This window comes from Henriciella mobilis, from assembly GCF_003576285.1.
Taxonomy (GTDB): domain Bacteria; phylum Pseudomonadota; class Alphaproteobacteria; order Caulobacterales; family Hyphomonadaceae; genus Henriciella; species Henriciella mobilis.
In genome coordinates this window covers 137,513-155,007 of the sequence record NZ_QWFX01000006.1, presented here as the reverse complement: position 1 = coordinate 155,007, position 17,495 = coordinate 137,513, and the positions used below count along the sequence as shown (strand labels likewise).

Annotated in this window: 18 protein-coding genes; 5 read left to right on the top strand and 13 right to left on the bottom strand. The window is 62.9% G+C overall.

The window, feature by feature from the left end; all coding sequences use genetic code 11:
- The first annotated feature begins 61 nt into the window (after positions 1 to 61).
- Complete coding sequence (locus D1223_RS05415; protein ID WP_119375415.1) at positions 62 to 433, top strand: hypothetical protein; 372 nt, start codon at positions 62 to 64, stop codon at positions 431 to 433.
- Here D1223_RS05415 and truB read toward each other — a convergent pair whose 3' ends face one another.
- On the bottom strand, positions 434 to 1,372 hold the full coding sequence (gene truB / locus D1223_RS05410) for a tRNA pseudouridine(55) synthase TruB (RefSeq protein WP_119375414.1): 939 nt from the start codon (positions 1,370 to 1,372) through the stop codon (positions 434 to 436).
- Between the two features lie 100 nt (positions 1,373 to 1,472).
- Positions 1,473 to 2,075: a manganese efflux pump MntP gene (locus tag D1223_RS05405; RefSeq protein WP_119375413.1), complete on the bottom strand. Its 603-nt coding sequence runs from the start codon at positions 2,073 to 2,075 to the stop codon at positions 1,473 to 1,475.
- 95 nt (positions 2,076 to 2,170) lie between these two features.
- On the opposite strand from D1223_RS05405, the gene D1223_RS05400 reads away from it, so the two are divergent.
- The 4 genes from D1223_RS05400 to D1223_RS05385 all read left to right on the top strand — a co-directional run bounded on the left by D1223_RS05400 (position 2,171) and on the right by D1223_RS05385 (position 5,647).
- Positions 2,171 to 3,520 (top strand): mechanosensitive ion channel family protein, encoded by a 1,350-nt coding sequence (locus tag D1223_RS05400; RefSeq protein WP_119375412.1) that lies wholly within the window; start codon positions 2,171 to 2,173, stop codon positions 3,518 to 3,520.
- Positions 3,521 to 3,632: 112 nt separating this feature from the next.
- Positions 3,633 to 4,115 carry a hypothetical protein gene (locus tag D1223_RS05395; RefSeq protein WP_119375411.1) on the top strand — a complete coding sequence of 161 codons (483 nt, stop codon included), beginning with the start codon at positions 3,633 to 3,635 and terminating at the stop codon, positions 4,113 to 4,115.
- A 99-nt stretch (positions 4,116 to 4,214) separates the two neighbouring features.
- Positions 4,215 to 4,835, top strand: a complete 621-nt coding sequence (locus D1223_RS05390) for a hypothetical protein (protein WP_147372692.1) — start codon at positions 4,215 to 4,217, stop codon at positions 4,833 to 4,835.
- A gap of 110 nt (positions 4,836 to 4,945) precedes the next feature.
- Positions 4,946 to 5,647, top strand: a complete 702-nt coding sequence (locus D1223_RS05385; protein WP_119375409.1) for a hypothetical protein — start codon at positions 4,946 to 4,948, stop codon at positions 5,645 to 5,647.
- Positions 5,648 to 5,699: 52 nt separating this feature from the next.
- On the opposite strand, the gene rbfA is transcribed toward D1223_RS05385, so the two are convergent.
- From rbfA to D1223_RS05330, 11 genes are all read right to left on the bottom strand, one after another.
- Complete coding sequence (gene rbfA, locus D1223_RS05380; RefSeq protein WP_119375408.1) at positions 5,700 to 6,110, bottom strand: 30S ribosome-binding factor RbfA; 411 nt, start codon at positions 6,108 to 6,110, stop codon at positions 5,700 to 5,702.
- Positions 6,070 to 6,660, bottom strand: coding sequence for a YcxB family protein (locus D1223_RS05375; protein ID WP_119375407.1), 591 nt, complete (start codon positions 6,658 to 6,660; stop codon positions 6,070 to 6,072). Before D1223_RS05375 ends, rbfA begins: the two co-directional genes overlap by 41 nt.
- A 111-nt stretch (positions 6,661 to 6,771) precedes the next feature.
- Positions 6,772 to 9,336, bottom strand: a complete 2,565-nt coding sequence (infB, locus tag D1223_RS05370) for a translation initiation factor IF-2 (protein ID WP_119375406.1) — start codon at positions 9,334 to 9,336, stop codon at positions 6,772 to 6,774.
- A gap of 54 nt (positions 9,337 to 9,390) precedes the next feature.
- Positions 9,391 to 10,062 (bottom strand): RNA-binding protein, encoded by a 672-nt coding sequence (locus tag D1223_RS05365; RefSeq protein WP_233353050.1) that lies wholly within the window; start codon positions 10,060 to 10,062, stop codon positions 9,391 to 9,393.
- Positions 10,043 to 11,827, bottom strand: coding sequence for a transcription termination factor NusA (gene nusA / locus D1223_RS05360; RefSeq protein WP_119375404.1), 1,785 nt, complete (start codon positions 11,825 to 11,827; stop codon positions 10,043 to 10,045). Before nusA ends, D1223_RS05365 begins: the two co-directional genes overlap by 20 nt.
- On the bottom strand, positions 11,824 to 12,423 hold the full coding sequence (gene rimP, locus D1223_RS05355; RefSeq protein ID WP_119375403.1) for a ribosome maturation factor RimP: 600 nt from the start codon (positions 12,421 to 12,423) through the stop codon (positions 11,824 to 11,826). The genes nusA and rimP overlap by 4 nt, the downstream gene beginning before the upstream one ends.
- Positions 12,424 to 12,527: 104 nt before the next feature.
- Positions 12,528 to 12,737 (bottom strand): cold-shock protein, encoded by a 210-nt coding sequence (locus D1223_RS05350; protein WP_119375402.1) that lies wholly within the window; start codon positions 12,735 to 12,737, stop codon positions 12,528 to 12,530.
- A 193-nt stretch (positions 12,738 to 12,930) separates the two neighbouring features.
- Positions 12,931 to 14,109, bottom strand: coding sequence for an energy transducer TonB (locus D1223_RS05345; protein ID WP_119375401.1), 1,179 nt, complete (start codon positions 14,107 to 14,109; stop codon positions 12,931 to 12,933).
- 68 nt (positions 14,110 to 14,177) lie between these two features.
- On the bottom strand, positions 14,178 to 14,690 hold the full coding sequence (gene trmB / locus D1223_RS05340) for a tRNA (guanosine(46)-N7)-methyltransferase TrmB (RefSeq protein ID WP_233353099.1): 513 nt from the start codon (positions 14,688 to 14,690) through the stop codon (positions 14,178 to 14,180).
- A gap of 201 nt (positions 14,691 to 14,891) precedes the next feature.
- Positions 14,892 to 16,544 carry a hypothetical protein gene (locus D1223_RS05335; protein WP_119375399.1) on the bottom strand — a complete coding sequence of 551 codons (1,653 nt, stop codon included), beginning with the start codon at positions 16,542 to 16,544 and terminating at the stop codon, positions 14,892 to 14,894.
- Positions 16,541 to 17,491 (bottom strand): hypothetical protein, encoded by a 951-nt coding sequence (locus D1223_RS05330; protein ID WP_147372690.1) that lies wholly within the window; start codon positions 17,489 to 17,491, stop codon positions 16,541 to 16,543. Before D1223_RS05330 ends, D1223_RS05335 begins: the two co-directional genes overlap by 4 nt.
- Positions 17,492 to 17,495: the final 4 nt, after the last annotated feature.

Here is a 17,495-nt window from a genome sequence, read left to right as displayed (position 1 = left end):
CTCATTGGCGGTTGCCGAGACCGGTGGTATTCACGTGATGTCCACGTGCGGAGACACTTACTTGAAAACCAGAATCCCGGCCGCGGTAGCGGCGCTTCTCGTTGCCAGCGGCTGTGAGACGTTTAATGAACCTGTGTTCCTGGAGCGGACGGAGGTGGGAATATCAAACGACGTCCAGTTCCATCAGGACCTCATGCAGGAAGCGTATGAAGGACGCCAATACCTGCAGTTTTCGGCGACGAATTACAGTTCACAGCCGCGCTGTGTGCAAACCAACGCCGAATCGATGCGCTACTCGAGCGAGTACAGCATGGGAGCGGTCGTCTATCTTGCGCCCGCCGAAACGGCCGACACAGGTTATGTCTTCTTGCCGAGCGAATTCGGTCTCCATGCCCGCAGCTGGGCACCTGACGAATTCGGCAACTGCAACTAGCTAAAGCTGGAAAACCCTGACCGGCTGGAAGCGGCCGGCGCGGATTTCGCCCATGGCGACGGCGGTCTCCCCGGCCATGGCGAGGGCGAGACGGTCTTCCGGGTCGGGGTTTTTCTCGGTGCGCCAGCGCTCGACGACATGCGGCATCAGCATCACTTCGCGGCCCTGGCGGATGGCGGCGGCGTCCTCGTCTGAAATCTCGACATCCGGCACATCCTCGAGCACTTCCTCAACTGGCAGCAGCAGCTCCAGCAAGGCCTCGCGGTCCATCGCCTCAAGCGCGTCGAGCGCGATCGCCTCATCCTCATGCATCACGCCGACCCGGATGCGGCGCAGCTTCGAGACGTGGCCGTCGCAGCCGAGCGCGGCGGCAAGGTCGCGGGCCAGCGCGCGGACATAGAAGCCCTTGCCGGAGCGGATATGGAAGACCGCATGGTCGGCATCCGGCATCTCGATCAGGCGCGCCTCATGCACGACGACCTGCCGGGACGGAATCTCGAAACTCTCCCCGTCGCGGGCAAGATCATAGGCGCGCTCGCCATCGACCTTGATGGCGGAATATTTCGGCGGGATCTGCGCGATCTCGCCCTCGAAACGCTCCAGCGCCTGCTCGATGGCCGCCCGCGCGGGGCGGGTATCGGAGGTCGAGATCACCTCGCCCTCGCCGTCCAGCGTATCGGTCGAGCGGCCCCATTCGATGGTGAAGACATATTCCTTGTCGGCGTCCATCGCCCACTGCACGGTCTTGGTCGCCTCGCCGAAGGCAATCGGCAGGATACCGTCGGCGAGCGGGTCCAGCGTGCCGCCATGGCCGGCCTTCTGGGCGTTGAACAGCCGCTTCAGGATGCCGACCACCTGGGTCGAGGTCACGTCCACGGGCTTGTCGACATTCAGCCAGCCATGAACCGGCAGGCCCTTCTTCTTGCGATTGCGTGCCAAGCTGGCCTCCTTTGCTGCCGCCGGCGGATCGAACGCCGGGCGAAGCGGATGAGAAAGATCAGGCGCCGGAGCTAGTGGCGCGCGGGTGAAGCGTCAACCGTCAAATCCCGTTCGACAGGTGCTGCCAGAGGATCAGCGCGCCGATGGTGATCAGCACCACGCCGCCCACCGCTTCGGCATAGCGCCCGAGCCAGACACCCGCCTGCTTGCCGATCAGCGCGCCGAGAGCCGCCATGAGGGTGGTTACAACACCGATCACGATCACGGCGGTGATGATGTTCACGCCCATCATGGCGAGCGAGACCCCGACCACCAGCGCATCGATACTGGTCGCGAGCGCCGCCAGCACCAGCCGGATCCAGGGCGGTCCCTCGCTGCCAATGCCCGGCGCGGCGATCTCGACATTCTCCTCATGCGTTTCGACACTGCCGCTGGCGGCTTCGTACAGCATGTGCAGGCCGACCCCGAGCAGCAGCACGAAGGCGATCCAGTGATCGACCGGCGCGACGAGGCTCGCCATGGCGAGGCCGACAAGGAAGCCGATGACCGGCATCAGCGCTTCCATGCCGCCAAACACCGCGCCGATGCGCAGCGCATCGCCCGCCGTGACGCGCTTCATCGACGCGCCTTTGGCGAGGGCGGCGGCGAACGCATCGACCGACAGCGAGAAGCCGAGGGCAATCAGGGTGAGTAATCCGCTCATGGCCGAGCCTTGTGGCCTGACGGACGGCGAGTCGCAAGGCCCACGTTTCGCAAGAAGGGGAACACGAACGCTTCCGGACGTGTTATGGGCTCGTCATGGTCCGGATGCTCCTTGCCGCCCTTTTATGTTTCTCTGCCCTGGTGGCCGGCCTCGCGCATGCGCAGGAGGCCCCAGCGCCCGCAGACGAGACGCCCATCGTCACAGAGTCCGCCAATGACGCTGCCATCGAGGCGCGCCTTTCCGGCATCTACGACCAGATCGACGGGCTGTCCGGCATCGAGGCGAGCGTCGAGCAGGGCGTCGTCACCCTGTCCGGCACCGTCACCAGCCAGGCCGATGCCGCCCGCGCCGCCGCCATAGCCGAGCGGCTGGAAGGCGTCGTCACCGTGCAGGAGCGGATCACGCGCGACCTGTCCATCGACACCTCGCTGTCCCCGGCCATCGAGAGCCTGGAAACGAGCGTGCAGCGCGGCTGGGAAGCCTTGCCGCTGGTCGGGCTCGCCATTGCGGTCTTCCTCGTCATCGCCTTTATCGGCCACCTCCTCGCCGCCTGGTCGGGCCTCTGGCGGCGGATGACGCCGAACCCCTTCCTCGCCGAGATCGTCGCCCAGGCCTTCCGCTTTGTCGCGATCGTGGTCGGCCTCGTCACCGCGCTGAACCTGGTCGGCGCGACCGCGCTGATGGGCGCCATCCTCGGCGGTGCGGGCGTGATCGGCCTCGCCATCGGTTTCGCGGTCCGGGACACGGTGGAGAACTACATCTCCTCCATCATGCTCAGCCTGCGACAGCCCTTCCGCGCCAATGACCATGTCCGGATCAACGAGCATGAAGGCAAGGTCGTGCGCCTGACGTCCCGCGCCACCATCCTGATGACGCTCGACGGCAACCATCTGCGCATTCCCAATGCCACCGTCTTCAAGGCGATCATCCTGAACTACACCCGCAATCCCGAGCGCCGTTTCGATTTCGCCCTCGGCGTCGATGCCGCAGACGACCCCATCGCCGCCATGGCGACCGGGATCGCCGCGATCAGCGCGCTCGACTTCGTGCTCAGTGACCCGAAGCCCGACGCCATCATCGAGACGGTCGGCGACAGCAATATCGTGCTGCGCTTCTTCGCCTGGGTGGACCAGACCGAGAGCGAGTTCATGAAGGCCCGCTCGCTCGCCATCCGGGCCGCCAAGGATGCGCTGGAAACCGCTGGCTTCACCCTGCCGGAGCCGATCTACCGCCTCCGCTTCGACCAGGGCGGGGCGCCTGTCAGCCTGCCCGGCAAGCCGGCCGAACCCCCGGCCCGCCTGAAACCGGTGCCCGTGCCCGACAAGGCGGCCGAAGGCGAAGTTCTCGATGTGCGGCCCGACGAGCACATTTCCGAGAAGGTCGAGGAAGAGCGCGCCCAGACCGGTGAAAAGGACCTGCTCGATTCCCGCCGCCCGGTGGAATGATCCGGCGAAGGCGAGGGCTGCAATAGCTACTGCAGATTGTTAACAGAAAACTGCGTTTCCCGCTTGACGCGAACAGGCTCTGCCGCATTCACTTGAGGCGGGAGGGACGTCTATGTGTTCTGAAGGGGGTGGTCCGGAATTCGTGATTGTCGACGGGGAGGATTTCATCCCCGTGCCGCGCGCGGCCATTGCGCCGCCGGACATGAATTTCGGCCAGATGCAGCATTGGGAAGGTGAGGGCCACGTGCCGCTCTTCTATTCCTGCGCCATGCACACACCGGTTTTCCTTCGCCTGACAGGTGACTGGTTCGCCAGCTGGCGCGAGGAAGCGCTCGCAGACCTTGCCGAAGACGGGCCACGGCCCGGCAGCGCCGAAGCCTACTGGCACCATCTTGGCGCGCTTGAACTCGATGCGCTGATCAAGGCCGACCCGCTGCTCGCCTCACACCTGCTGCGCCCGCAAGCCTTCGAACTCTGCCAGCTCCTCGGCGCCCCGGGCCGCAGCCCCGTGCGCTATTGCATGGTGAGCGTCGAAGACCTGATCATCTCGCCAGCCGTGGTCCGCATGGACGGCGTGGCTGTCCGGGTGGGGTGAGGGGCGGCGAGCCGTTGGCGCCGACGATGAAAGACAGCCATAAACGGAGCCATCATTCGCTTGAGGGTGTCCTTGAATCCATCTTCTTTGGAGTTGGTCATGCCAAAACCCCTAAAACCTCCACCCAAAGACGCCAAGGCAAGAGGGATGATGAGCGGAATATCGTCCGGTTTCGTCCCCACCGATGCGCACGGCTATGCCTATCAGGTGATCGCTGCAACCTCGGTTATGGATGTTTGGCGTCAGGAGATGTTCACTAAACTATTGGGGGGCTCCGATTCGGTTGGAGCCGCCGCATACTTGGCTATCAACACAAGGGGTCCGAAAACAGCTGCAATTGATGCCGCCGCCAAAAACGTCCTTGGCAACGGTGACGAGTACAGAATTTTCAAAGCGATCGTAAAAGCTGGTGAATGTCTTGAAAAGTTTCGTGACCAGCTGGCTCACTGGCAAGAATTTCGATCTGGCTGGCCGACAAACGGCCTACTTTTGAAAGACCCCAGAGTAACCCCTGTTCGCGGACGAGCTCCCCACGCCGGGGTTTTTGTGTTCGAGGTTGATGAGTTCAAGAGATACATAAATTACGCTGCAGAGCTTTCCTCGGTCCAACATCGGTTCAGTAGCTTTTTGGACGACGCGCGGCGCGGATGGTCGCCAACGCAGCTTGCCGACCTGGATCAGAAACTCGAGCGGCTTGCCAATCTACGCCAACAACTTTAGCGGCATCGTGAGCCGCTCGTCTGATGTTTTATCCAATCAGTCACGCTTTTAGACGCACATTTTTTGGAAATTTTTCCTACCGCTTTCGGCCCACCCCATAATCCCTGCCCATGACCGAGGCGGGAGATCAGAGCAGCAAGGCCGTCCTTGAGCGGGGCTGGGCGCGGGTGGCGCAGCTGCTGGCCCTGCTGCCGGGCCTCACCGGCCTGCTCGCCAGACTGGAATCAGACTCTTTTCATACCGCCATCGGACTCTTTCCGGCCCCGTTCCGGGGCGAGGTGTTGCGCCTTGTCCAGACAGCCGAAGCCCTCACCCGCCGCCTGCTCGGCGTGATGGCGTTTGAACTGGCCCCGTCTCGACCTTCGGTCTCACATGGGCCGGGCTGCAGCCCTGAGCGCGATCCATCGCGAAGCGGGGATCAAACTGGCAAACCCCGCATGCCGGGCTTCAGCCTGTTCGAATATATCCCGCCGCTCGATGGCGGCACGGAACTGCCGCCACCTGCTGCAGACAAGGCAGGATGGGGCGCGGGCGCAGGGCCCCGGCCACATTCGTCCCTGAAGCTTGTGCGGCGGATCGTGGCGCTGCATGGGGTGATGAAGAACCGGCGCCGGGCGGCGCGGCGGCTCGCCCGCTGGCTGGACAAGCTATCGCGCTCGAAACGCCCGCGCCTGCACAATCTGCGCCCCGGCTATCCGCCGGGCCTTCGCCGTGAGGACGATCCCGATGGGAGCCGGGCGAGCGAACTGGGCGAGATGGTCCGCGAGCTGGCCTGGGCCCGGGCCGGGCCTGGCCTCTTCCAACCAGCCTAGACGCTATCCGGCCTGCACGCGCGGGCGCGGGCGCGTCGGCGTGCGCGCCGCTTCAGTCCAGGTCGCGGCGGACTTCCGGGCGGTTGAAGATGGCGTCCATATAGGCGCCGTCATCATAGGAATGGTCGGCGATGAAGTGCAGCTGCGGGGTGAACTTCATGTCGATCCGCTTGCCGAGCTGGCCGCGAATATAGGGCGCGGCCCGGTTCAGCGCCTTGGCCAGCTCGTCCTGGGCGGCCGGATCGGTCTCGCCGAGCGGGGAGCAGAAGACATGGGCGTGCTTCAGGTCCGGCGAGGTGCGCACTTCGCCGATCGTGACGTTCACGCCCTGAAGGGCGGGGTCGCGGAATTCCTCGCGCATGAAGATTTCGGTGAGGGCGTGGCGGACCAGTTCGCCCGCGCGCAGCTGGCGCTGGGACGGCTCAAGGCTGGCCGGGTCCGGTTTCCGTCGATTGCGCGCCATGGGAGGCTCCTTGCTTCAGCCGCATCTTGAATGCGCGCGCCGCGTTCCTGTCCTTGCCGAACCAGGTGTCCGGCACGATCAGCGGATTGGCACCCTCAAACAGGATCAGCGTGTAGCTGCGGCGGGTGCGCACGGTTCTCACGGCCGACCAGGCGATGCGGGTGTCGACCGCGCCCCTGATGATGTGCAGGCCTTCCGGGGTCAGGTCAATCTCTGTTTCAGCGCCGGTCTCGCCCGCCCGGCCTGAGCGGTGGCGGTAGGACCAGCGCATGAAGATGAGGTACCACACAATCCCCGCCATCGCGGCCATCAGGGAGGAGCCGAACCAGACCCAGTAGTCGCTCACCGGCGTGGAATCGAGCGTGTTGCGCGCCACCAGCGCCATCCCGGCCGAGATCACCGGCGCCGTGACACCGGCATAGTAAAGCGCGGTCGGGCCGATCCGCGATGAGCGGGTTTCGCTGACAAGGCGCTTGGTATCCTTCTCGCGCAGCCGCCCGCTCACGCGGTAAACCGGCGCGGTATCATTAGCTGCGACGGGTTTGGGCATGAAGGGTTGCATGGCTGGAAAGGACCATCGCAACAGAAGTTTAACCGCAGACGAAAAAAGCCGGGAAAACTCCCGGCTTTCTGCAATTTTTCTCGTTTGGGTAGAGGTCTCTTAGTCCAGCTTGCGCTCGACAATCTCGACCTCGAAGCACTCGATCTTGTCGCCTTCGCGGATGTCCTCGTACTTCTCGAAGGCCATGCCGCACTCCATGCCGGAGGTCACTTCCGGCACTTCGTCCTTGAAGCGCTTCAGCGTTTTCAGCTTGCCCTCGTGGATCACCACATCGTCGCGCAGCAGGCGCACACCGCAGCCGCGCTTGACCACGCCTTCGGTGACCTTACAGCCCGCAACCTTGCCGACCTTGGTGATGTTGAAGACTTCGAGGATATCCGCATAGCCGATGAAGCTCTCGCGCTTCTCCGGTGCGAGCATGCCCGAAAGCGTGTCTTTCACATCGTCAATGAGATTGTAGATCACCGAGTAATACCGGATCTCCACGCCTTCCTTCTCAGCCAGTTCGCGCGCTTGCTTGTTGGCGCGGACGTTGAAGGCAAAGACCGGTGCGTTCGAGGACTTGGCGAGCAGGATGTCGCTTTCCGAAATACCGCCGGCGGCGCCGTAGATGACGTTCGCGCGGACTTCGTCGGTCGAAATGCCCTCGACCGACTGCTTGATCGCCTCGACAGAGCCCTGGACGTCTGCCTTCACCACCAGCGGCAGTTCGGAGACTTCCTTGTCATCCTTCATCGAGTTCATGAGCGACTCGAGCGAGGCGCGGGCGGAGGCGACGCCGGTCTTCTGGCGTTCCATCCGGTTGCGGTAGTCGGTGATCTCGCGGGCGCGCGCTTCGCTGTCGACGACATTGAACATGTCGCCGGGCTCGGGTGCTCCGTCGAGGCCGAGGATCTCGACCGGAACGGCCGGTCCGGCATCCTTCAGCTGCTGGCCGCGCTCATTGATCAGCGCGCGAACCTTGCCCCACTGCTTGCCGGCAACCACGATCTCGCCGCGCTGCAGCGTACCGCGATTGATCAGCACGGTGGCAACAGGCCCGCGGCCCTTGTCGAGCTGCGATTCGACAACGATACCGTCGGCCGGACGATCCGGATTGGCCTTGAGCTCGAGGAGCTCGGCCTGAAGCGAAATGGCTTCGGTCAGCTCGTCGAGGCCGGTGCGGGCAGTCGCAGAAACCTTCACGGCCTGCACTTCACCGCCCATGGCCTCTACCTGGATGTCGTGCTGCAGCAGTTCGGTCAGGACCTTGTCCGGATCGGCATCGGGCTTGTCACACTTGTTGACCGCCACGATGATCGGCACTTCGGCCGCCTTGGCATGTTTGATCGCCTCGATCGTCTGCGGCATCACACCGTCATCGGCCGCAACCACGAGGATCACGATATCGGTGACATTGGCGCCGCGCGCCCGCATCGCCGAGAAGGCGGCGTGGCCAGGCGTGTCGAGGAAGGTGATCTTGTCGCCCGATTCCAGCTGCACCTGATAGGCGCCGATATGCTGGGTAATCCCGCCGGCTTCGCCGGCAACAACATCGGTCGAGCGCAGCGCGTCAAGCAGCGAGGTCTTGCCGTGGTCGACATGGCCCATGACGGTCACGATCGGTGCCCGCGGCTTCATGTCCTTCGGATCATCCTCATCGCCTTCGAGGCCGATTTCGACATCGGATTCCGAAACGCGTTTCACCGTATGGCCGAATTCCTCGGCAATCAGTTCAGCCGTATCGGCATCGATGATGTCATTGGCGCGCATCATCTCGCCTTGGCGCATCATGTACTTCACGACGTCCGCAACGCGCTCGTTCATGCGCTGGGCAAGATCCTGAAGCGTGATCGATTCCGGCAGCGTAACTTCGCGGGAGACCTTCTCCTGCTGTTCGCCGCCCTGACGGCGCTCACGCTCACGTTCACGGGCGCGCTTCACGGATGCGAGGGAACGCTGACGATCGCCGTCATCGCCGAGGGCGCTGGCAATGGTCAGCTTGCCCTTGCGACGCTTGTTGCCGCCGCCTTTGCCGCCGGAACCGCCATCATCGAAATCGCGATCATTCTGGCGGCCCTTGCGGGACTTCTTGCTGCCGCCGCGAGCCTGGCTCGGGTCGGGCAGGGGAATGTCCGGGGCGCCGGCCGGTGCCGGGGCGGCGCGACCACCGCGATCATCGCGGGGGCGCTCAGTCTTCTTCTTGGCTTCGGCCTCTTCCTTGGCCTTGCGTTCTTCTTCCTCAGCCTTGCGGCGAGCCTCGGCCTCTTCGCGCTCCTTGTCTTCCTGGACCTTGCGTTCCTGTTCGGACAAGAGGCGTTCGCGCGCAGCTTCCTGGCGCTTTTTCTCGGCTTCGCGCTGCTGTTCGGCTTCACGGCGTTGCAGCAGCACTTTCTGCCGCGCAATCAGTTCTTCTTCCGTGATGCCAAGCTTCTTGGCGGCTTCGGCAAGCTTCGATGGCTGTTTGCCGCCGGAAGAGGACGCACCGGATCCAGAGGCCGGCGGCTTGTTGCCACCGGTCTGCCCGGCGCCGCCGGGGCCGACGACACGGCGCTTCTTCGTCTGCACAATCACCTGCTTCGACCGGCCATGGCTGAAGCTTTGCTTCACCGTGCCGCTCGACCCGCGGGAGACCGTGAGAGGCTTGCGCCCGCCCGTATTGCCTTTGTCTTTAGTATCGCTCATGCGACTCCGTATATCTGCGTTTTTGCCGGCAGGGGCCATCCCCTACCGTTTTTCTTACCCAATCCGACCGGAGAACCAGTCACGTTCCGGTGCTGCCCGAAAGCCTGTCAGCCTCTTGTAGGCTGCATCAAACGAGTCCGACAGCGGGCCTTCCTGAAGCAGGGCATGTATCACACGCTCCCTGCCAAAGGCCATGCCCAATTCAGCAGACGTCAGCGCGCCTGCTGTTCTGGGAGTGTCATACAGCGCCTTGGCGAGAAAATGAACCTTGTTGCGGCCATCTTCGCTGCCATCGGCTGCCTCAATGAGGTAACCGGGCGCTTCTTTCCTTAAATAGTCACGAACCTGGTCGAATCCAATGATCGCTTCACCGGCCTTCTTTGCCATGCCCAAAAGGCCGATACAGCGTTTGGCGAGCTGGCGCTCAATCAGGCCGGCGAGATCGTCGGCCGGTTCAGTCCTCATCTTAAAGGCGCGCGAAAAGGCGCCTTTTTTTACCGCTTCGGCGATGGTGTCGCGCCGGGCTGTGACCCATGCGCCACGGCCGGGAAGTTTTCCCGACACATCTGGCACCGCGATCCCGTCCGGAGACCGGACGAAACGGATCAGCGCGTCCTGCGGGAGACTTTCACGCGTAACGACGCACTGGCGATGGGGGCCATCGCCAGTGGTCTTTTCCTTGCGCGCCGTCAGGCGCTGGGCAGGCTCATTCTTTCGAGTCGGCATCATCGCCGTCCTCTGAAGAAACGTCTTCAGCGGCCAGAGCATCGAGGTCGAAGATCAGTTCTTCCTCGGCAAGCTCTTCCTGCTCTTCGCTGGCCTTGCCGATTTCGCCGAGCGCCATCAGGGCTCGTTCTTCTTCCGACAGGTCTGGCGCTTCGCCAGCCGCTTCAGCGGCCATTTCGGCTTCCAGCTGTTCGAGCGTTTCCGGCTCGATCCAGCCAGCAGCAACCCGGGCGCGCATGATCAGAAGCTGTGCCTCGTCCTTGCGCATCTCACCCTTCTTCAGGATGCCCGGCTGGAAGACTGGCTTGCCATCAGGGCCCGGCTCGCGCCAGCCGGTAATATCGTCCGGCACCAGGCCAGCAACATCCTCGACGCTCAGCACGTCATTCTCGCCGAACTTGACGGCGAAACCGACATTCATGCCTTCGAGCTCAAGCACGCTGTCCTCGACACCCAGTTCCTTGCGGCGGGCATCCTGTTCAGCGGCCAGTTTCTCGAGGTATTCGCGGGCACGCTCCTGGATCTCGTTAGCGACTTCAAGGTCGAAGCCTTCGATCGAGATAAAGTCCTCAGGCGCGACATAGGCGATTTCCTCGACGCTCTCGAAGCCTTCAGAAGCCAGCAGCTGGGCGAGCGTCTCGTCGGCGTCGAGCGCCTGCATGAAGAGCTCTGTGCGGGCCTGGAAGTCCTTCTGGTAACGCTCGGAATCGGCCGTCTCGGTGACGAGGTCGATCTGCCAGCCCGTCAGCTGCGAGGCGAGACGGACGTTTTGGCCGCGTCGGCCAATGGCGAGCGGGAACTGGTCGTCGGCCACGACAACCTCGACCCGTTGCTCATCCTCGTCGAGCACGACCTTGGAAACCTCGGCCGGCTGCAACGCATTCACGATGAAGGTCGCCGCATCATAGTTCCACGGGATGATATCGATCTTTTCACCCGAGAGTTCGCCGACAACGGCCTGCACGCGCGCACCGCGCATACCGACACAGGCGCCGACCGGATCGATCGAGCTGTCATTGGAAATCACGCCGATCTTGGCGCGCGAACCCGGGTCGCGGGCACAGGCGCGGATCTCGATCACCCCATCATAGACTTCCGGGACTTCCTGCGCGAACAGCTTGACCATGAAGTCGGGATGGGCGCGCGACAGGAATATCTGCGGCCCCTTGGTCTCGCGGGAAACCTTGTAGAGATAGGCGCGAACGCGGTCATTCGGCTGGAAGTTTTCGCGAGGGATGCCGTCATTGCGGCGGATAATACCCTCGGCGCGGCCGAGATCGACGATCACATGGCCGTACTCGACGCGCTTGACGATGCCGTTGATGATCTCGCCGACACGGTCCTTGTACTCGTTGTACTGGCGCTCGCGCTCGGCATCGCGCACCTTCTGCATGATGACCTGCTTGGCCGTCTGCGCGGCCACGCGGCCGAAATCGAAGGGCGGGAGCTCTTCCTTGATCTCGTCGCCGATTTCGAGGTTCGGATCGATCTTCTTGGCATCGGTCAGGGTGACCTGCTGGGCCGGATCCTCGATGTCTTCGTCCGCAACGACAGTCTGGATGCGCCACAGCGTCTGCTCGCCAGTGTCGGCATCGATCAGGGCACGGATGTCATGCTCCTGGCCATAGCGCGACTTGGCGGCCTTCTCGATGGCTTCCTGCATGGCTTCGATGACGATCTTTCGATCAATCGCCTTTTCCTCGGCAACCGCCTTGGCAATCTGCAGGATTTCCAGCCGGTTGGCTGATACGCCGACTGCACTCATCTCGTTGCTCCACTTTCTTCTTCATTATTGTCATCGTCTTCGGTCTCATCGATTTCGAGACCGGAGAAATTTTCGTCGTCCGGCTGCGGCGGCAGGCCGCCGCTGGCTTTTGCGGCATCGATCAGCGCGTCCGTGAGCACAAGGCTCGCCTTGGACATCTCATCGACCCTGGCGACCAGTTCGCTTTCATCGTCCAGCTCGATCGCAACGCCGTTTTCGTCTTCTCTCTGTATCACACCCTGGAAGCGGCGTCGGCCCTCGATCGGCATGGCCAGCTCGATTTTGGCAAGGTGGCCGGCCCAGCGGCCGAAATCGCCTTCGCGTGTCAGCGGGCGGTCGATACCCGGCGTCGACACTTCGAGCCGGTAGGGGTCACTGATCGGATCAGCAGCTTCCAGCACCGGGGAAATCGCTTTCGAAAGGTCGGCGCAGTCCTCGACATCGGTCGGCGCACCGCCCGCTTTCTCGGCCATGACCTGCAGGGTCGGACGCCGGCCGCCCATCAGGCGTACGCGCACGATCTCCATGCCGAGACCGTCTGCAACGGGCTCGATCAGGGAGAGAATGGTCTTTTCCTGCTGCGTGAGCGCGATCAATTCCGAGAAATCTCCGGGACAAAAGAAAGCGGCGGACCCGTTGCCGGACCCGCCGCCGATATTTTTCGACTTGGCGCCTAGATAGTATCAGACGCCGTCGATGTCTAGAGAAGTTTCAGGTCCACAGCCGAGGTCTTGCCGCGGCGTTCGTCGGTGTGCAGCTCGTACTGGATCGGCGCATCTTCCGCCAGAGTCCGCATGCCCGACTTTTCAACCGCCGAGATGTGTACGAACACGTCCGAACCACCAGCATCGGGACGGATGAACCCGTAACCCTTCTGGTCGTTGAACCATTTCACTTTTCCGGTTGCCATAGTGGCTACTCCAGTCTTCTCCCCGTGCCGGACCCGCACCGCGCGGACGGTCACGAAGGGTCTCGAAATACGGGGGAAGGAAGTCAGTCCGTCGGTCCGACGGGGTCTTGCATTCAGACCGACCGGTATTCGATAAATTCTATTATGCCAGAAGCGGGACGCTGCGGCAATCGAGATTGCAGGCGGGTTGCTTCTATCGGATCAAGAACCAGACGACGGCCATCATGTCTTTCTGGCTTGTGCTGCAGGTGACGCCGGGTGTGCCGTTCTCGACAATCCATTTCTTTTTCCGGACCGCCTTCAAGGCTGGTTTCTCAAACGTTTCTGCGGGTACAGCCGCTAGGACCTCAACATTGGTGACGTCGAGATCATCGATCGAAATCCGCATGATGACCGACCCGAACGTGCCGGCACGGCCAGCGTTTCGCGGGAAACGTATGTCCGGATTTTCGCTCAGTTTGCCATCGCAGAAGGGCAGGCCATTGCTATCTTCGCTGGCCCAGAAATCCGGAACGAGATCGGACTTGCCCGCATTGGCGAGAATGGCATCTGCCTCTTCGGCGATCTGGTCGACCGATGGTCCGGACACTGCATAGCGGTTGCCGTTCCCATTATACGCGGATGCAGACCGGTAGTAAGCCGACATCGCCTCTTGCCAGGCCCGGGCCGTATAGGCGTGTTTCTCTAACCATTCGGGGCGTGTTCCCAGCGTCCGTTCGAGCTCGACAAGCTCGACTGTGTGCGTGGCCAACCTCAGAATGGCATCTGGGTTGGGGGCGTGGTTGAAGTGCGCTGTCGTAGCGGCCAGAACGGCATCGCTCCAACGTTCACCGATAACCGATCTGTTGGGCGCAAAATGCTGCGCGGCCTCAGCGGCAGAAACGGCGGCGGCGGCCCAATCGCCGGCATTGGAGTCTTTTGTGTAGCGCGTCTGGAAAGCGATAACGCTAAGCGGTGTAGCGCGTACGCTTGCAGACGCGGTCAGAGCCTCGTCCAAAGCCGCGCGGGTCTGTGGGGTGCCCGAGTTCATCCAATCCGAATATGTTTTGAGCAAACCGACATCTGATGTGGAGAGAAGGTCTTGAGGCACCGGACGGTCGGCCGCAAACTTCGCTATCGGACCCGCGCCTTGGCACGCAGCATAAACGCAAAGCGTCTGTCCAGCTTCATAAGCCCTGAGGACGGCATCCGGACGCCAGTCATTCTGTACGATGGCCTGGCCGAGTTCATTGGCGGCAGCAACGCGCTCGGCCACCGTTCCTCCCGACATGGCACGCTGGTGACGCGTGATTGCATTGTCGACATAGAGTGATTGGGCCGATGCCAACGATGCGGCCAACAGGCAGGCAACGATGGCGAAAAAACGCTTCAAAACTTGTCTCCGTCACGAGTGTGGCTACGCGTGCTTTAGCCGGACCACCCGTCAGATCAACCGAAGATTTATGAAGATTTTAGCGAGAACTCGTAGAACACAGGTGCGATGTCGCCCAGATTCTTGGACTCGTAGCGCGTGCGGACATGGTCAGCGGGCGGGCGGCGCCAGTCGTCGGCTTTCTCGGCGAGCCAGTCGAACTGGCCGTGAGCCAAGATCTTCTGCAGCGCCTCGTCGGCATAGGAGCGAACATCGGTTGCAAACCGGAGGTGTGCGCCTAGCTTCATGATGCGGGCGAGGCTGTCGAGGAAGTCTGGCTGGATGATGCGCCGCTTATGATGCTTCTTCTTCGGCCATGGGTCCGGGAAAAGGATAAAGACACGGTCGAGGCAGCTATCAGGCAGCCGATCGATGAGCTGGCGGGCATCCTCGGTCCAGAAGCGGACATTTGAAAGGCCCTTTTCCTCTACAGCCGTCAGGCACTTCGCAACCCCTTCAACGAAGACTTCACACGCCAGGTAGCCGACATCCGGGTTGGCTTCTGCCTGCGCGGCGACATGCTCACCCCCGCCAAAGCCGATTTCCAGCCAGAGACGATCGGGGCGCGCCGGAAAGGCGGCGAGCGGGTCACCTGTCTCCGGGATTGCCAGCGCCGGCAGGCGCTCATCAATCAGGCGCTGCTGGCGTGCAGAAAGCGGCCGTCCGCCTGTGCGACCGAAAGACCGGATCGGAATTGAAGCCTTGTTCTCAGGCAGCGCCGCCTCCTGTCAGCTGTTCAGGCTTCAGGGCTTAGCGGCTTCGTCTCCGCGCTCAAGGGGGCAGACCAGCCACAGGCCGTCATTTGCCTCGAAATTCGTCGGGATTCGCTCGCAGGTTTCGCTCCGGCCGATCAGGTTTTCGCGCATGGCGAGCCGGCTCAGCATCCGCTCGCGGCCGGTTTCGCCCTTGCGTTCGAACATCACGGCATAGACCGGCCGGTCCGAGGCCCACAGCGCGTCGCGCAGGAGCGGACGGTAGTTCTCCAATGCCGGCCTGAAATAATCCTGCATGACAGCGTGGCCGAAAGTGGCCGAGGCGGGGAACTGTGTGGCGAGGAAGGCGCTCGGATCGTCACCCGTGAACAGGATGAAGGCGTCTTCGAACCGCTCCGGACCTGGAATGTCTGCCGACACATAAGGCTCGCCGAAGTCGCTCCAGGCGGCGCGGCGTAGGTCCATCGGCCCCGTGAAGGCAAGTAGCGGGACGGCGGCGGCCAGGCCCAGCATGCGCAGGCGATGAGAGACCACCGCTTCGCGCGTCAGAAACAGGACGAGTGCGAAGACGAGGACGGGCCCAAGCATCCAGCCGGCAATGTAGTAGCGCAACACCGAGAAGGCCTGCATCCAGGCGAAGAGGCCAATGAGGAAGGCTGCGGCCAGCGCGAGGACCAGCCGTGCACCGGGTCTGGCGGATTTGTTCAAGCGGTTGCGGGCAAGGAGGCCAAGCAGGGCGATGGCGCTGACATATCCCAGGAGGAGGCGCACATCGTCGAGATCGGTTGAGCCAATGATCTCCGAATTGAATGTAAAGACGAATGGAAAGACCAGCAGGCCGAGAAGGCCGTCCGGCTTGCGGCGGGCATAGGCGTCATAGGCGTCCGGTCCCAGCGGACTGTCAAACAGTCCGTTAGCCATCGGAAAGACCGGGTTCGCGAACTCGGTCCAGAGAATCCAGGCATAGGGGACCGTCAGCAGCGCGGCTGATACGAAACCGCCAGCTGCGCAGATCAACGCCGCGTTCAGGCGCGCGCGATGTCCCTCGGCGAGGATCAGGACGAAGCTCGCAAAGGCAAGCGTATAGGGCAGGTTCGTCCCCTTCATGCCGAGCACGGCGCCCATGATCAGGCTGGCCACGGCCAGGCGTTTCCAGCCGGCCAGCGAGCCGTCTTCACGAACGGAAAGCGCGAGCGCGCCGATAAAGGCAGCCGCCCCCCAGGCATCATTCCGGATGGATGCAAAGAGCGAGAAATGGCCATCTGCCAGGAAGCCGATAGCGGCGATGAAAAGACAGACATTGCGCGTGGCCGACCCGGTCAGTGCTGTCGATATGGCGCGGGTCAGATAGAACAGCCCGGGCAGGATAAGCGCCTGCGGGAGCGCGAGGACGGCGCTAACGAGCGGGCCGGGCAGGCGCTCGATCAGCCACCAGACAAAAGCGTTGTAGGGCGGGTTGATGAAGCTGTGCATGTCCGCCGGCGCGAAGTCATGATGGATACGGTCGTTGAGCAGCGCCCAGCCATTATGGATCTGGTAGTGGGCCACATCATAGCTGACATCGCGCGGCAGGAAGGCTGAAAAGGCCGCAAAGGCGAGTACCCAGGCAAGCCAGGCCTCTATCGGCACCGCGCGCGACTGCGACTGACCGATTTCACGGCTCATCGTATGCGTGAGCGTCATGATGGCGTCCCCAACCCTGAAGCCTGGCCATGCAAGCGATCACCATTGCCCACAGCAGGCTTGACGAACGCGGCAGCGCCGAGGGCGAGCAAGCCGTCGCCCAGCACGGTGACGATCCTGAACAGTGCGGCCAGGGCGAGTATGCTAGCCTCACCGGCTGCCGGAGCGAGAATGATCAGGAGAACGCTTTCGCGAACCCCAAGCCCCGCTGGCGCGCCCGGCGTAAGGAAGCCGGCCAGCCAGGCCAGCGCCATGGCACCCATGGTGGCCGCAAGGTATCCGCTGGCATTGTCGCCCGCGATAAGCGCAAACAGGACGTATCCAATCAGTCCGCTCGCGGCGAAAAAGACAAGGTAAGCGAGCCCGGCACCCATAAGCGGCTGTCGGGCCGATTTCAGCTTCCGCAGTATTCCGCCGACACGGTCACGCTGCCACGCAAGGACAAGTGCAAGGCCAGTCAGCATGCATGCGCCGGCCGTTATCCAGATTGCCGGCGGCAGGGCGATCAGCCCGGACAGGTAAGGCAGCGCCAGCATGGCGACGATTCCGGCTGCGAAAACGAGGAGCCCAGCCTCGGCTAGAGCGGCAAGGACCAGCGCCCGGTGCGAGGCCCCTTGGCGCTTCGCGAAACCGTGGCGGCCGGCGAGGTGGAATACGTTTCCCGGAAGGTATTTCATGACCTGCGTGGTCGCGTGCAGGCGGACCTGACCGTAGCCCTCGCCAATGAAGGCCCCCGCCAGCCATGACCACGCAAAGGCGAGCAACAGGCCGAGGCAGGCATAAACCAGCGCCAGTGCGGGAGCCGCAACCAGCAGAATGGGCGGTAGTTCGGCTGGCAGGGAGGACCAGTCTGCCAAGACCAGCCGCCAGACAAACCACGCCGTCAGCGCGCTCGCGGCGGCGATGCCGGCCCAGCGAAACAGCCTGGATATGGCCTGTCGGGTCATCTGG